The following is a 12689-nucleotide window of genomic DNA, read 5'->3' as shown; positions in this document are numbered from 1 at the left end:
TCCGTGCCCGGCCTCGCCGGGCCGACGACCTGCGGGCGCCCGCACGCAACGACAAGCCCCCGCCCGCGGTGAACCGCAGGCGGGGGCGCGTCCGACTGTGGGGGCTACTTCTTGCCCTGGTTCTTCACGGCCTCGATGGCGGCCTTCGCCGCGTCCGGGTCGAGGTACGTGCCGCCCGGCTTGATCGGGCGGAAGTCGGCGTCCAGCTCGTAGGCGAGCGGGATGCCGGTCGGGATGTTCAGGCCCGCGATGTCGGCGTCGGAGATGCCGTCGAGGTGCTTGACCAGGGCGCGGAGGCTGTTGCCGTGGGCGGCGACCAGGACCGTGCGGCCGGCCAGGAGGTCCGGGACGATGCCGTCGTACCAGTACGGCAGCATGCGGACGACGACGTCCTTGAGGCACTCGGTGCGCGGACGCAGCTCCGGCGGGATCGTCGCGTAGCGCGGGTCGTCGCTCTGCGAGAACTCGGTGCCGTCCTCCAGGGCGGGCGGCGGGGTGTCGTACGAGCGGCGCCAGAGCATGAACTGCTCCTCGCCGAATTCGGCGAGCGTCTGTGCCTTGTCCTTGCCCTGCAGGGCACCGTAGTGGCGCTCGTTCAGCCGCCAGGAACGGTGGACGGGGATCCAGTGGCGGTCCGCGGATTCCAGCGCGAGCTGCGCGGTGCGGATGGCGCGCTTCTGGAGGGAGGTGTGCAGGACGTCGGGGAGCAGGCCGGCGTCCTTGAGCAGCTCACCGCCGCGGACTGCCTCCTTCTCGCCCTTCTCCGTGAGGTTGACGTCCACCCATCCGGTGAACAGGTTCTTCGCGTTCCATTCGCTCTCGCCGTGGCGGAGGAGGATCAGCTTGTACGGTGCGTCGGCCATGGGTCCGAGCGTAATCGACGGCATACGGGCGCTGCGCGGCCGGTCACAGGGCGGACAGGTGGGGGACAACAGGGGGACAGCAGGGGAGTGCGAGGGTGCGTGGGGAGCCGGGGAGCAGGACGATTGACGGTCGGCGTCAATTGACTGGCGGTCCGGAAACCGGGATTCGTAATGTTCGGATGGCCATCGGACCTCTTACCGATGGTGTTCGTTCCGTACTTCCCTGGGGGGATTCCGCATGTCTGTCGCCGGGCTCAGACGGGCCGCACGTGAATCCGTGTCCGGTCTCCCCAGGGAGTTCTGGTGGTTGTGGACCAGCACTCTGGTCAACCGCCTCGGGGCGTTCGTCGCCACCTTCATGGCGCTCTACCTGACCCTGGACCGGGGCTACTCCGCCTCGTACGCCGGTCTGGTCGCGGCGCTGCACGGGCTCGGCGGGGTCGTCTCCTCGCTCGGGGCGGGGGTGATGACCGACCGGCTGGGCCGACGGCCCACCATGCTCATCGCGCAGACCTCGACCGCCGTGTCCGTGGCCGTCCTCGGGTTCATGGTCCACCCGGTGGCGATCGCGGCCGTCGCCTTCGTCGTCGGCATGGCCAGCAACGCTTCGCGGCCCGCCGTGCAGGCCATGATGGCCGACATCGTCCGGCCCGAGGACCGGGTGCGGGCCTTCTCGCTCAACTACTGGGCGATCAACCTCGGCTTCGCCGTCTCCTCGGCCGGGGCCGGATTCGTCGCCGAGTACAGCTATCTCGCCGGGTTCCTCGGCGAGGCCGCGATGACGCTGGTCTGCGCCTTCGTCGTCTTCATGAAGGTGCCCGAGTCGCGGCCCGAGAAGCCGGCGGTGGCCGGTCGCGCGGTCGGGGGACCGGACGAGGTCCGGCTCTCCACCGTGCTGCGCGACGGGCGGTTCATGAGCGTCGTCGGGCTGTCCTTCGTGATCGCGCTGATCTTCCAGCAGGGGTACGTGGGGCTGCCGGTGGCCATGGGGACGGACGGGTTCTCCAGCTCCGACTTCGGCACCGCCATCGCCGTCAACGGTGTGCTGATCGTGGTGCTCCAGATCCCGGTCACCCGCTTCATCCAGCATCGCGATCCGCGTCGGCTGCTCATCGTGTCGTCGTTGCTGGCGGGGTACGGATTCGGACTCACGGCCTTCGCCGGATCCGTCGCCGTGTACGCGCTGACCATCTGCGTCTGGACGGTCGCCGAGATCGTCAACTCACCGATCCAGAGCAGTCTGGTGGTCCGGCTCTCGCCGGTCCGGGGTCGCGGGCGCTATCAGGGCATGTACACGATGTCGTGGTCCGCCGCCGCGCTGATCGCGCCGCTGATGTCGGGTGTGGTGATCGACCGCTTCGGTGCGGAGTGGCTGTGGGGAACGTGTGCGGTCCTGGGGACGGCGGCCGCGCTCGGCTACTGGCTGCTGATGCGGGCGCTTCCGGCGGCGGAGGAGACGGTGGGGGCGGCGGTGCCGGTGTCCGAGGCAGAAGCGTCCGTGCCGCAGGGCACGGTGGACCAGGTGGCTTGATCGTTGTGGTCCGGGTGTGGGGTGGGGTGATTGTCGGGGAACGTGACACTTGGCGTGGTGGGTGTCACGTTGCTGCGAGGTCACTGGTGGGAGCGGGCTTGTCTTCAGCCGGTGGTGTCGGGGCTGCGGGGCAGGGTGGGTCGGGTGGCGTGATCGTCGTGGTCCGGGCGTGGGATGGGTGGTCGCCGGGAACGTGACACTTGGCCCGGCAGGTGTCACGTTGCCGCGACACCACCCACGGGAGCCGGCACGCCCCGCCGCGTCCGCACACGACGGCGCCCCGCCCGGAGCAGCGAATGGCTTGCTCCGGGCGGGGCGCCCTTCGGCTTCCGCGGCGGCCTGTCAGCCGCAGCAGCCACCGCACTGGCACGGGGCCCCGGACTGGCAGCCGCATCCGCAGCCCGAGCCGCATCCGCAGGCGCCGAGCAGGGGCAGGTGCACCACGTCGGCGGGTGCCTCCTGCCGGGGTTCGGTCGTGGGGGAATCGGCCATGGTTCCTCCTTCAAGGCGTACGACAGGGCCGTACGCCACGGCGACGCGCGTACGACCGGGGCGTACGGCCAAGGCGTGCCGCCCCGCCCCATTGCATCCCCACCCCGGCGGGCGCATCAACGGCGCACACATGCAGAGACACCTGTGCGACCGAATGCGACCGCGTACGCCCAATACCCCCACCGCCGCTGGGTCCGTGCCCGCGGCTACGCGCCCTCCACCGCCGTCTGCTGCTGGATCTCGTCGGCGTGCTCACCCGTCACCAGGTAGACCACGCGCTTGGCGACCGACACCGCGTGGTCGGCGAAGCGCTCGTAGTAGCGGCCGAGCAGCGTCACATCGACGGCCGTCTCGATGCCGTGCTTCCAGCGGTCGTCCATCAGGTGCTGGAACAGCGTGCGGTGCAGCAGGTCCATCTCGTCGTCGTCCTGCTCCAGCTGAAGTGCCAGGTCGACGTCCTTGGTGATGATCACCTCGGCCGCCTTGGCCATCAGGCGCTGCGCCAGCTGCCCCATCTCCAGAATGGTGGCGTGCAGGTCGTGCGGCACCGCCGATGCCGGGAACCGCAGCCGGGCCAGCTTGGCGACGTGCTGGGCGAGGTCCCCCGAGCGCTCCAGGTCGGCGCTCATCCGCAGCGAGGTGACCACGATCCGCAGATCCGTCGCCACCGGCTGCTGGCGCGCGAGCAGGGCGATGGCCCGCGCCTCCAGGTCGTGCTGGAGGTCGTCGACCTTCTGGTCCGCGGCGATCACGCTCTCCGCGAGCTTGAGATCGGCATCGAGCATGGACGTCGTCGCCCGGCCGATCGCCGACCCGACGAGCCGGGCCATCTCGACCAGTCCCTCGCCGATCGAGTCGAGTTCCTCGTGATAGGCGTCACGCATGGAAGTCCCTCTCCAGTCCTCTGTGTAGGCCGGGGCCAGGTATGAACCCCACGCTGCCACCCTGGGGGGCGTACGCGTCGACTTCCGGCCGCGCAAGTGAATCAACCCTTGCTCCCGGGTGAACTCTGGGCGACGAGTGTTCGGATACGCACTCGGATGGCTGGGAGAGTCCTCCCGGACCCGCATAACCTTGACGTATGGACGTGAACGCGGCAGTCGCCGCAGCTGCGGCGATCGGCGGTGCGTGTACCGGCGTGATCGCCATGCTTGCGTTCCGCTGGAGCGAGCGCGACCAGAAGAAGCCGACGCGCACCTCCCTGCGGCCCGACAGCAATGCCCCCCTCCCCCCGGGCGTGGACACGGTCCTTTCCGTGCTCAGCTCCTCTGCGGTCGTGCTCGACGAGAGCGACAGCGTGGTCAAGGCCAGCTCCGCCGCCTATGCGCTGGGACTGGTCAGGGGTGGGCGGCTCGCCGTCGAAGCGATGCTGAACATGGCCAGGGACACCCGCCGCGACGGTGAGATACGGCAGGTCGAACTGGACCTCCCCCGGCGCGGTACGGGCCGCGGCGAGGCCCTGGCGGTCTCCGCCCGGGTCGCCCCGCTGGGCTCCCGGCTGGTGCTCCTGCTGGTCGAGGACCTCACCGAGGCCCGCCGTATCGAAGCGGTACGGCGCGACTTCGTCGCCAATGTCAGCCACGAGCTCAAGACCCCGGTCGGCGCGCTCTCGCTGCTCTCCGAGGCCGTGACGGACGCCTCCGACGACCCGGAGGCGGTGGAGCGGTTCGCCGGGCGGATGCAGATCGAGGCGACCAGGCTGACCAACCTCGTACAGGAGATCATCGACCTCTCCCGGGTGCAGAACGACGACCCGCTGGAGGATGCCGAACCGGTCCGGGTGGACGAACTGGTGGCCGAGGCCATCGACCGCTGCCGCCAGCAGGCCGGCTCGAAGCAGATCACCATGGCGGCGGGCGGCACCGCGGAGCTCCGTATCTGGGGCAACCGAGGCCAGCTCGCCGCGGCGCTCGGCAACCTCGTCGAGAACGCCGTCAACTACAGCCCCGCCCGTACCCGAGTGGGCATCGCCGCCAGGCGGCTGTCCGTACCCGGCGGGGACCAGATCGAGATAGCCGTGACCGACCAGGGCATCGGCATCTCGGAGAAGGACCGCGAGCGGGTCTTCGAACGCTTCTACCGCGTCGACCCGGCCCGCTCACGGGCCACCGGTGGCACCGGCCTCGGCCTCGCCATCGTCAAACACGTGGCCGCCTCGCACGGCGGGGAGGTCACGGTCTGGAGCTCGGAGGGCCAGGGCTCCACCTTCACCCTGCGGCTGCCCGAAGCGGGCTCCGTACGGGAACGGGACCGCAGCTCGGGCGGACCGCTCATCGTCAATGGCGACGAGGGCCCCTGCGGACCCGCTCACCCCGACACCCTTGAACCATTCCCTGCCCCGGAGGTCCTTCCGTGACCCGAGTGCTCGTCGTCGAGGATGAGGAATCCTTCAGCGACGCCCTGTCGTACATGCTGCGCAAGGAGGGTTTCGAAGTCGCCATCGCGGCGACGGGCCCGGACGGGCTCGACGAGTTCGAGCGCAACGGCGCCGACCTCGTGCTGCTCGACCTGATGCTGCCGGGCCTGCCCGGTACGGAGGTCTGCCGTCAACTGCGCAGCAGGTCCAACGTCCCCGTGATCATGGTCACGGCCAAGGACAGCGAGATCGACAAGGTCGTCGGCCTGGAAATAGGAGCCGACGACTACGTCACCAAGCCGTTCTCCTCGCGGGAGCTCGTGGCCCGCATCCGCGCGGTGCTGCGCCGCCGCGGTGAGCCGGAGGAGGTCACACCGGCCGCCCTGGAGGCGGGCCCGGTCCGGATGGACGTGGACCGCCACGTCGTCACGGTCTCCGGCGGCAAGGTCGATCTCCCGCTCAAGGAGTTCGACCTGCTGGAGATGCTGCTGCGCAACGCGGGCCGGGTCCTGACCCGCATGCAGCTGATCGACCGGGTCTGGGGCGCGGACTACGTGGGCGACACCAAGACCCTCGACGTCCACGTCAAGCGCCTGCGCGCCAAGATCGAGCCCGACCCGGGTGCGCCGCGCTTCCTGGTGACGGTGCGGGGCCTGGGGTACAAGTTCGAGCCGTAGACCGGCCCGTACGCGACGGCGGAGGGCGCCCCCCCGAAAGGGAGGGCGCCCTCCGCCGTTCACGTGCCCGCGTACGGTCAGCCGGTCAGTCGGTCTGCGTCGAGGCGGACGCGGCGTCGCCCGGGAGGACCGCGTCGCCCGTGGACTCGGAGTCGGCCTCGGAGCCGGACTCGCCGGGCGCTCCCGGGTTTGCGGAGGTGGAACCGGAGGGCGTCGCGGACGACTTCGACGGCGCCACCGGCAGCGAGCTCGGGCCGAAGCCCTCGAAGTAGCTGCTCGCCGGAACGACGAACGCGCCCAGGGAGATCTCCCCGGTGGAGCTGAACTTGAAGACGACGGGCTGCACATTGCCCGCCTGCGCGGCCTCGCGGCCGTTCTCGATCACAGCGGAGGCATTGCCCTTGCCGCCGAGAACCACCCTGCCGCCGGCCGGGACCACGACGGGCCCCTTGCCCTTGGCGGCGTGCAGCTGCACCGCGGCGCTCGTGCCCGGCAGCGTGAGGGCATCCAGGGTCTGCGGCTTGGTGCCGCTGTTGAACAGCGTCGCGCTGACGACGGCCGGGCCCTCGGCGTTACGTTCGGGCTGGGTGATGACGTTCGCGTTCTGGATGCTGATGTCACCGGAGGCGGTGGCAGCAGAGTCCGGCCTGACCTTGAGCGTCGCTGCGTCATTGCCCGCACCGCACGCGGCGAGCGAGGCGATCGAGAACACGATGGCTGTGGCGGCGAGAGCGCCGTGTCGAAGGCTGCGGCTCACGGCGGCGGCAACTCCTTGAACGTTCGGACTGCGGACGGGGGGGTGAGCGGCTTAAAGCCGCCCTAAGGGTGTGTCAGCGGCCTTAGGCTACCGAGCCGCCCCTCCCGCCCCGCACCCGACCCGCCCCTTGGCGTTCCTTCGTGCCGCGGCGCTTCCGGGGCGGGCGCCGTTCCGGGCCGCCCCGGGCAGGGGTTCGGGGGCCGTTGCATCACCGAATCCGGTCGACACGCACCGTTCACATATCGCCGGTGATCAATTCATGGAGCGTGGCGCATTCCGCTCGTATATCCGATCGCATCGGGGCACTGATCAATATCCATTGATCAACCACACTTACGTCCGCACGGGTGATCGATCTCCGAACGGAGTACGTAAAGTTCATCATCCGGAACCAGGCAAAACGGGACGTTCAGTCACTTCAGAGGGGGGTTCGGATGGGTGTAACGTCCGCGTTTCACCTCGCCCGTACAGCCGCTCCGACCTGCGAATACCGTCTCCCGTGAGCCTTCCGCAGCACGTACGTGTTGCTGTTGTCAAGCCCCGAGATATGCCCTGACCTGCGAAAACGCCATTCAGGAGAAGCTGTTCTCGTGTTACTCTTGATAGCCACGGAAGGGGTACCTGTCACATGACGTTCAAGGTTGGCGACACCGTGGTCTATCCCCATCACGGGGCCGCGCTGATCGAGGCTATCGAAACTCGCCAGATCAAAGGCGTGGACAAGACCTACTTGGTGCTCAAGGTCGCCCAGGGCGACTTGACGGTTCGTGTGCCGGCGGACAATGCGGAGTTCGTGGGCGTACGCGATGTAGTCGGGCAGGAGGGGCTGGACCGGGTCTTCGAGGTGCTGCGCGCACCGTATGCCGAAGAGCCGACGAACTGGTCCCGGCGCTACAAGGCAAATCTGGAGAAGCTCGCCTCCGGCGATGTCATCAAGGTCGCCGAAGTGGTTCGCGACCTGTGGCGTCGTGAGCGCGAGCGTGGACTCTCCGCAGGTGAGAAGCGGATGCTCGCCAAGGCTCGCCAGATTCTGGTGAGCGAGCTCGCTCTCGCGGAGAACACGAACGAAGACAAGGCCGAGGCTCTGCTCGACGAGGTACTCGCGTCCTGAACCGGCGCGCGCCGGCCTTAAAGAATCTGTCGCGGTGCCCGCTGACAACCGTAAACACGGTATGTCGTCGGGCGCTGCGGCATGTTCGGATTCAGCCACGGTGTGTCCGGATTACATCCCGACCCACCCATGCGTTGGCTTCACACGCAATCCCCCCGATACGTTGCTCGCGATCTTGTGCAGCCGATCCCGAGCGGCCGGTGCGGCTTGTCCGACGCCGACCGGGTGTCACGGAAAGGGCCCGGTCGAGTCAGGGCGTGGCGCCCGGCTCGCTTGTGGCCATACCCATGTCGGTGAGGGAAACAAACATGCCGAAGCTTCGGAGTGCAACCGATGTCTGATCTATCGCGCCCGTACCGCACGGCCGCCGTGATTCCCGCGGCCGGCCGCGGCGTACGGCTCGGCCCGGGTGCCCCCAAGGCGCTCCGCGCGCTGGGCGGGACGCCCATGCTCATCCACGCGGTTCGGGCCATGGCCGCGTCCCGTTCCGTCTCCCTGGTCGTCGTCGTGGCGCCGCCGGACGGTGCCGCCGAGGTCAAGAACCTGCTCGACGAGCACGCCCTGCCCGAGCGCACCGATTTCCTCGTCGTACCCGGCGGCGACACCCGCCAGGACTCGGTGCGGATCGGCCTCGACGCCCTGCCCGAGGACGTCTCCGTCGTCCTCGTCCACGACGCGGCGCGCCCGCTGGTGCCCGTCGACACCGTGGACGCGGTGATCGAGGCGGTGCGGGACGGCGCGCCCGCCGTCGTCCCCGCGCTGCCGCTCGCCGACACCGTCAAGGAGGTCGAGCCGGGTGGGCCGGGCGAGCCGGAGCCGGTGCTCGGCACGCCCGTCCGGGCCCGGCTGCGCGCCGTCCAGACACCGCAGGGCTTCGATCGCGAGACGCTCGTGCGCGCGCACCGGACCGTCGCCGTCAGCGGCGAGGGCGCCACGGACGACGCGGGCATGGTGGAACGGCTCGGGGCGCTCGTCGTGGTCGTACCCGGGCACGAAGAGGCGTTCAAGGTGACCCGGCCACTGGATCTGGTGCTGGCCGAGGCGGTACTCGCGCGCAGGAGGGCGAACGATGGCTTCTGAGCAGGGCGCCGGGCCCGTGATTCCGCTCGTCGGGATCGGCACGGACATCCACGCCTTCGAGGAGGGCCGCGAGCTGTGGTGCGCGGGGCTGCTGTGGGAGGGCGAGGGCCCCGGCCTGGCCGGGCACTCCGACGCCGATGTCGTCGCGCACGCCGCGTGCAACGCCCTCTTCTCGGCCGCCGGGCTCGGCGACCTCGGGCAGCACTTCGGCACCGGGCGGCCCGAGTGGTCCGGCGCGGCCGGGGTCACCCTGCTGACGGAGGCGGCGCGGATCGTCCGGGCCGAGGGCTTCGAGATCGGCAACGTGGCCGTGCAGGTCGTCGGCGTACGGCCGAAGATCGGCAAGCGGCGCGACGAGGCGCAGCGGGTGCTGTCGGCCGCCGTGGGGGCGCCCGTCTCGCTCTCCGCCGCCACCTCCGACGGGCTCGGCTTCACCGGGCGGGCCGAGGGCCTCGCCGGGATCGCGACCGCGCTGGTCTACCGCACGGACTGACCTGCCGCACGGCCCTGACCTGCTGGTCCCGGCCGCACGGGGCCTCGTGCGGGGTCTGGTCGACGGCCGGCAGGTCGGACTCGCCACCGGAGCCCTGTCGTCCGTCTCCGGGCTCGCCGTCCTCGGCGGCAGCGCGGCACCGGGGCCCTGCTCCAGGTGCCCGGCCCGGACCGGCCCGACCCGGCCCGACCCGGCCCGGTGGGCGGTACTCGCCGCCGTGCCGTTCGCGGGCGCCGCGCTCGCCTTGACCTTTCCGGTGGGCAGGAACGGGAAGCGCGAGCGGCGACGCGGGGTTGGGGTACGGGTAGAGGCACCACCGATCCCCACTGGAGGACGTACGCCATGACCGCCGCACTCTCCGCAGAACTCAAGGCGCTTCTCGACACCCCCGTCTTCGTCACCGTCGCCACCATCCAGCCCGACGGCAGCCCCCAGGTCTCCCCGGTCTGGGTGAAGCGCGACGGCGACGACCTGCTCGTCTCGACGACGGCAGGCCGCCGCAAGGAGCAGAACCTGAGCCGCGACCCGCGGGTCTCCGTCGTCGTGCAGCCCTTCGACGCCCCGTACACGTACGCAGAGATCCGCGGCACCGCGGCGCTCACCACCGAGGGCGGCCAGGAGCTCATCGACGAGCTGTCCGTGAAGTACACCGGCAAGAGGTACGCGGAGTTCAACCCTGCGGCCGGTGACGACGGCGAGCGCGTGGTCGTCCGGATCACCCCGCGGAAGGTCGTCGGACGCATCTAGGGACACTCCGCCGCCGCAGACTTTTCCCCGCGATCGCCAAGGGGTCGCGGGGCACTGGTGCGCGCCCACTACCCTTGAGGCGTGACTATTCGCCTGTACGACACCAGCGCCCGGCAGATCCGTGACTTCGTCCCGCTCACAGCGGGCTGTGTCTCGATCTACCTCTGTGGCGCGACTGTCCAGGCCGCCCCGCACATCGGGCACATCCGGTCCGGGCTGAACTTCGACATCATGCGCCGCTGGTTCGAGTACCGCGGCTACGACGTCACGTTCATCCGGAACGTCACCGACATCGACGACAAGATCATCACGAAGTCGGCCGAGCAGGGCCGCCCGTGGTGGGCCATCGGGTACGAGAACGAGCGGGCGTTCAACGCCGGCTACGACGCGCTCGGCTGCCTCCCGGCCACGTACGAACCGCGCGCGACCGGCCACATCACCGAGATGATCGAGATGATGCGGGGCCTGATCGAGCGCGGTCACGCCTACGCGGCCGACGGCAACGTCTACTTCGACGTGCGCTCCTTCCCGGGCTACCTGGAGCTCTCCAACCAGGACCTGGACGATCTGCGCCAGCCGTCCGGCGAGGGCGAGACCGGCAAGCGCGACCAGCGCGACTTCGCGATGTGGAAGGCGTCCAAGCCGGGCGAGCCCAGCTGGGAGACCCCGTGGGGCCGCGGCCGGCCCGGCTGGCACCTGGAGTGCTCCGCCATGGCCCACAAGTACCTCGGCACCGCCTTCGACATCCACGGCGGCGGCATCGACCTGATCTTCCCGCACCACGAGAACGAGATCGCCCAGGCCAAGGGGTTCGGTGACACGTTCGCGAAGTACTGGGTGCACAACGGCTGGGTCACCATGTCCGGCGAGAAGATGTCGAAGTCGCTCGGCAACTCGGTGCTGGTCAGCGAGATGGTCAAGCAGTGGCGTCCGATCGTGCTGCGCTACTACCTCGGCACCCCGCACTACCGGTCGATGATCGAGTACAGCGAGGAGGCGCTGCGCGAGGCCGAGTCCGCGTTCGCGCGGATCGAGGGCTTCGTCCAGCGCGTCACCGAGAAGGCGGGCGAGACGGTCGAGCCCGCGACCGAGGTGCCGCCGGCGTTCGCCGAGGCGATGGACGACGACTTGGGCGTCCCGCAGGCGCTCGCGATCGTCCACACCACGGTCCGCCAGGGCAACTCCGCGCTCGCCGCCGACGACAAGGAAGCCGCCGTCGCCCGGCTCGCGGAGGTCCGCGCGATGCTCGGCGTCCTCGGCCTCGACCCGCTCGACGACCACTGGGCGGGTGAGAGCGACCGCGGCGACGATCTGCACGGGGTCGTCGACACGCTCGTACGCCTCGTCCTGGACCAGCGCCAGTCGGCCCGCGAGCGCAAGGACTGGCCCGCCGCCGACGCCATTCGCGACCAGCTCAACCAGTCCGGCCTCGTCATCGAGGACAGCCCGGCCGGACCACGGTGGACACTCGGCCCGCGCCAGTAGTCCCCACGGTGTGCCGCCCGGCGTTCCGGGCGGCACACTTCACTTACGTACGCATGTCTGAGAAGCAACGAAACAGGTAGGTCATGGCCGGGAACAGCCAGCGCAGGAACCGCCGCACGTCCAACAAGAAGGGCATGCAGGTCGGCAGCGGCGGGCAGCGACGCCGTGGCCTCGAAGGAAAGGGCCCGACGCCGCCCGCCTCCGCCCGCAAGGGGCACAAGAAGAACCGCGTCGCCAACGCCCAGGCCAAGCAGGCCGCGGCCCGCCGCCCCGCCCCGCGGCGCGGCGGCGTCAAGGGCACGTCCGAGATGGTCGTCGGCCGCAACCCGGTCTACGAGGCGCTGCGCGACGGCGTCCCGGCGACGACCTTGTACGTCCAGCAGTACATCGACAACGACGAGCGGGTCCGCGACGCGCTCCAGCTCGCCGGTGAGCGCGGCAACATCAACCTGATGGAGGCCCCGCGCCCCGAGCTGGACCGGATGACGAACGGCCTGAACCACCAGGGCCTCGTCCTCCAGGTCCCGCCGTACGAGTACGCGCACCCCGAGGACCTCACCGCGGCGGCGTACGACAACGGCGAGGACCCGCTGATCGTCGCCCTCGACGGCGTCACCGACCCGCGCAACCTGGGCGCGATCGTCCGCTCCGTCTCCGCGTTCGGCGGTCACGGCGTGGTCGTGCCCGAGCGGCGCGCGGCCGGGATGACGGCGGGCGCCTGGAAGTCCTCGGCGGGCACGGCGGCCCGTACGCCGGTCTCCCGGGTGACGAACCTGACCCGGGCCCTGGAGGGCTACCAGAAGGCCGGCATCACGGTCGTCGGCCTCGCCGCGGACGGTGAGCACACCGTCGAGGACCTGGAGGCGCTCGGCGGCCCCGTCGTCATCGTCATCGGCAGTGAGGGCAAGGGCCTCGGCCGCCTCGTCGGCGAGACCTGCGACTACCGGGTCCGCATCTCGATGCCGGGCGGCGCGGAGTCGCTGAACGCGGGTGTCGCCGCCGGGATCGTCCTGTACGAGGTCGCGCGGCGCCGGGCCTGAGGTACGCCCGGCCGGGGGGCGGCCGTCCGGGGCGCCCCCCGCCCGACCCATTGACGG

The 12689-nt window shown here is 70.3% G+C and carries 13 protein-coding genes; 9 read left to right on the top strand and 4 right to left on the bottom strand.

What is annotated here, in order from left to right; translation table 11 throughout:
• Positions 1-104: 104 nt before the first annotated feature.
• A complete protein-coding gene (locus ACFVT1_RS03180) occupies positions 105-863 on the bottom strand; it encodes a phosphoglyceromutase (protein WP_389792007.1) in 759 nt (252 codons plus the stop codon).
• A 238-nt stretch (positions 864-1101) separates the two neighbouring features.
• Between ACFVT1_RS03180 and ACFVT1_RS03175 the strand changes: the two genes are divergently transcribed.
• Positions 1102-2394, top strand: a complete 1293-nt coding sequence (locus ACFVT1_RS03175; RefSeq protein WP_389792005.1) for an MDR family MFS transporter — start codon at positions 1102-1104, stop codon at positions 2392-2394.
• Between the two features lie 342 nt (positions 2395-2736).
• Here ACFVT1_RS03175 and ACFVT1_RS03170 read toward each other — a convergent pair whose 3' ends face one another.
• Entirely contained in the window at positions 2737-2886 is a 150-nt protein-coding gene (locus ACFVT1_RS03170; protein ID WP_389792003.1) for a hypothetical protein, read from the bottom strand.
• 206 nt (positions 2887-3092) lie between these two features.
• The gene (phoU, locus tag ACFVT1_RS03165; RefSeq protein ID WP_362206461.1) at positions 3093-3770 is read right to left on the bottom strand and encodes a phosphate signaling complex protein PhoU; all 678 of its coding nucleotides are present in this window, start codon (positions 3768-3770) and stop codon (positions 3093-3095) included.
• A gap of 197 nt (positions 3771-3967) precedes the next feature.
• On the opposite strand from phoU, the gene ACFVT1_RS03160 reads away from it, so the two are divergent.
• Complete coding sequence (locus ACFVT1_RS03160) at positions 3968-5242, top strand: ATP-binding protein (RefSeq protein WP_362206462.1); 1275 nt, start codon at positions 3968-3970, stop codon at positions 5240-5242.
• Complete coding sequence (locus ACFVT1_RS03155; RefSeq protein ID WP_030977814.1) at positions 5239-5919, top strand: response regulator transcription factor; 681 nt, start codon at positions 5239-5241, stop codon at positions 5917-5919. Before ACFVT1_RS03160 ends, ACFVT1_RS03155 begins: the two co-directional genes overlap by 4 nt.
• A gap of 85 nt (positions 5920-6004) precedes the next feature.
• Here the strand turns inward: ACFVT1_RS03155 and ACFVT1_RS03150 are convergent, their stop codons facing one another.
• Positions 6005-6676, bottom strand: coding sequence for a DUF461 domain-containing protein (locus tag ACFVT1_RS03150; RefSeq protein ID WP_389792000.1), 672 nt, complete (start codon positions 6674-6676; stop codon positions 6005-6007).
• A gap of 628 nt (positions 6677-7304) precedes the next feature.
• On the opposite strand from ACFVT1_RS03150, the gene ACFVT1_RS03145 reads away from it, so the two are divergent.
• The 6 genes from ACFVT1_RS03145 to rlmB all read left to right on the top strand — a co-directional run bounded on the left by ACFVT1_RS03145 (position 7305) and on the right by rlmB (position 12632).
• Positions 7305-7787, top strand: coding sequence for a CarD family transcriptional regulator (locus tag ACFVT1_RS03145; protein WP_006380568.1), 483 nt, complete (start codon positions 7305-7307; stop codon positions 7785-7787).
• A 333-nt stretch (positions 7788-8120) separates the two neighbouring features.
• A complete protein-coding gene (gene ispD / locus ACFVT1_RS03140) occupies positions 8121-8867 on the top strand; it encodes a 2-C-methyl-D-erythritol 4-phosphate cytidylyltransferase (RefSeq protein ID WP_389791998.1) in 747 nt (248 codons plus the stop codon).
• Positions 8857-9360: a 2-C-methyl-D-erythritol 2,4-cyclodiphosphate synthase gene (gene ispF / locus ACFVT1_RS03135; RefSeq protein WP_389791996.1), complete on the top strand. Its 504-nt coding sequence runs from the start codon at positions 8857-8859 to the stop codon at positions 9358-9360. Before ispD ends, ispF begins: the two co-directional genes overlap by 11 nt.
• 342 nt (positions 9361-9702) lie before the next feature.
• Positions 9703-10107 carry a PPOX class F420-dependent oxidoreductase gene (locus ACFVT1_RS03130; RefSeq protein ID WP_389791994.1) on the top strand — a complete coding sequence of 135 codons (405 nt, stop codon included), beginning with the start codon at positions 9703-9705 and terminating at the stop codon, positions 10105-10107.
• 81 nt (positions 10108-10188) lie between these two features.
• Entirely contained in the window at positions 10189-11592 is a 1404-nt protein-coding gene (cysS, locus tag ACFVT1_RS03125) for a cysteine--tRNA ligase (RefSeq protein WP_389791992.1), read from the top strand.
• 83 nt (positions 11593-11675) lie between these two features.
• Positions 11676-12632, top strand: coding sequence for a 23S rRNA (guanosine(2251)-2'-O)-methyltransferase RlmB (gene rlmB / locus ACFVT1_RS03120; protein WP_389791990.1), 957 nt, complete (start codon positions 11676-11678; stop codon positions 12630-12632).
• Positions 12633-12689: the final 57 nt, after the last annotated feature.

Source organism: Streptomyces sp. NPDC057963, assembly GCF_042887155.1.
GTDB lineage: Bacteria > Actinomycetota > Actinomycetes > Streptomycetales > Streptomycetaceae > Streptomyces.
The sequence above is the reverse complement of the archived record's forward strand: the minus strand, read 5'-3'. Positions and strand labels throughout refer to the sequence as shown.